The organism is Eggerthella sp., assembly GCF_048329335.1.
Lineage (GTDB): Bacteria > Actinomycetota > Coriobacteriia > Coriobacteriales > Eggerthellaceae > Eggerthella > Eggerthella lenta.
This window is the reverse complement of record NZ_DBFEGU010000270.1, coordinates 1-2,390: the sequence shown is the minus strand read 5'-3', so window position 1 is coordinate 2,390 and position 2,390 is coordinate 1. Positions and strand designations below refer to the sequence as shown.

Genomic DNA, 2,390 nt, shown 5'->3' with positions numbered 1-2,390 from the left:
GCCCACCATCTGCGACCCGGCCGCCGACAAGGCCCGCGACGCCGAGCTGCGCCGCTCGGGCGAGGGCGCGACCATCGCCTTCAACGACGTCAGCTTCCGCTACGGCGATTCGAAGGAATGCGTGCTCGAGCACATCGACTTCACGGCCGAGCCCGGCAAGACCACGGCGCTCATCGGCTCCACCGGATCGGGCAAGTCGACGGTCATCAAGCTCATCGAGCGCTTCTACGACGTGACGGAGGGCTCGGTCACCATCGACGGCGTGGATGTGCGCGACGTCACGCAGCAGGCGCTGCGCGAGCAGCTGGGCTACGTGCCGCAGAAGGCGTTTCTGTTCTCAGGCACCATCGAGTCGAACGTGGCCTACGCGGACGAGGGGATGCCCGTCGACCGCATCAGGGAGGCCGTCGACATCGCCCAGGCGTCGGAATTCGTCGCCTCGAAGGAGGAAGGCCTGGGCACGCGCGTGTCGCAAGGCGGCTCGAACGTGTCGGGCGGCCAGCGCCAGCGCCTGGCCATCGCCCGTGCGCTGGCCACCGAGGCGCGCGCCTACCTGTTCGACGACAGCTTCTCGGCGCTCGACTACAAGACCGACGCCGCGCTGCGCCAGGAGCTGCACACGCGCCTGGGCGGCAAGACCGTGGTCATCGTGGCGCAGCGCATCTCGACGGTGCTGCATGCCGACCGCATCGTGGTGCTGGACGACGGCCGCATCGTGGGCCAGGGCACGCACGAGGAGCTGATGGAAACCTGCGAGGAGTATCGGGAGATCGCGATGTCCCAGCTGTCGGAAGCCGAGCTGAACGGAGGTGATGCGGCATGAGCGCGCAGGAGAACGCCCAGGCGCAGGAACCTCGCCGCGGACCCATGGGCCACGGTCCCGGCGGGCGCATGATGCCCGGCGAGAAGCCGAAGAACCTCAAGGGAACGCTTGCCAAGCTGATCGCCTTCATGGGTCGCTTCAAGGCGGCCATCGTGGTGGTGCTCGTATTCGCCGTGGGCTCCACCATCTTCAACATCGTGGGGCCGAAGGTGCTGTCCACGGCCACTACCGAGCTGTTCAACGGCATCGTGGCGAAGATCGACGGCTCGGGCGGCATCGACTTCGACGCGATCGCGCGGATCCTCGTGTTCACGCTGGGCCTGTACCTGCTGTCCGCGGCATGCTCGTTCGTGCAGGGCTGGATCATGAGCTCGGTTTCGCAGCGCACGTGCTACCAGCTGCGCGGCGCCATCGCCGACAAGATCGACCGCATGCCCATGGGCTACTTCGAGCGCACGAGCGTGGGCGACACCCTGTCGCGCATCACGAACGACGTGGACACGCTGGGCCAGAGCCTGAACCAGGGCGTCACCCAGCTCATCACGTCGGTGACCACCATCGTCGGCGTGCTCATCATGATGCTGTCCATCAACCCGCTCATGACGCTGATCACCGTGGTCATTCTTCCGGTTTCCATCGTGCTCATCATGGTGGTGGTGAAGCGCTCGCAGAAGTACTTCGTGGCGCAGCAGCGCACGCTCGGCAAGATCAACGGCATCGTGGAGGAGACGTTCTCGGGTCACGCCATCGTGAAGGCGTTCAACCGCGAGGACGGCACGGTCGACCGTTTCAACGAGACGAACGCGAAGCTGTACGGGTCGGCGTGGAAGTCGCAGTTCTTCAGCGGCCTCATGCAGCCTATCATGACGTTCGTCGGCAACCTGGGCTACGTGGCCGTCGCCATCGCCGGCAGCTTCCTGGCCGTGCAGGGCATCATCACGGTGGGCGACATCCAGGCGTTCATCCAGTACGTGAAGAACTTCACGCAGCCCATCACCCAGCTCACGCAGGTGTCCAACGTGCTGCAGCAGATGGCCGCGGCCGCCGAGCGCATCTTCGAGTTCCTCGACGCGCCCGAGGAGGAGCCCGACCATGCGACCGCCCGTACCGCCGACGTGGAGTGCAACGTGCAGTTCGACCACGTGCGCTTCGGCTACGATCCGGAGAAGCCGGTGATCAAGGACTTCTCGGCCCAGGTGTCGGAAGGCCAGACCGTCGCGCTGGTCGGTCCCACGGGCGCCGGCAAGACCACCATGGTCAAGCTGCTCATGCGCTTCTACGACGTGCAGTCGGGCTGCATCAAGATCGGCGGCACGGACATCCGCGATTTCGCGCGCGACGATCTGCGCAGCCTGTTCGGCATGGTGCTGCAGGACACGTGGCTGTTCCACGGCACCATCCGCGACAACATCCGCTACGGCAAGCTGGACGCCACCGACGAGGAGGTGGAGGCGGCGGCGAAGGCCGCCTACGTCCACCACTTCATCCAGACGCTGCCCGAGGGCTTCGATACCGAGATCAACGAGGACGCCAGCAACATCAGCCAGGGCCAGCGGCAGCTGCTCAC

At 65.9% G+C, this 2,390-nt stretch carries 2 protein-coding genes; both read left to right on the top strand.

Annotation, left to right across the window (positions count from 1 at the left end; all coding sequences use genetic code 11):
- Nucleotides 1–823, top strand: an 823-nt coding sequence (locus tag ACMO6A_RS08545; RefSeq protein WP_418471106.1) for an ABC transporter ATP-binding protein, incomplete at its 5' end; no start/stop codon positions are given.
- Nucleotides 820–2,390, top strand: a 1,571-nt coding sequence (locus tag ACMO6A_RS08540) for an ABC transporter ATP-binding protein (RefSeq protein ID WP_418471105.1), incomplete at its 3' end; no start/stop codon positions are given. The genes ACMO6A_RS08545 and ACMO6A_RS08540, both read left to right, overlap by 4 nt.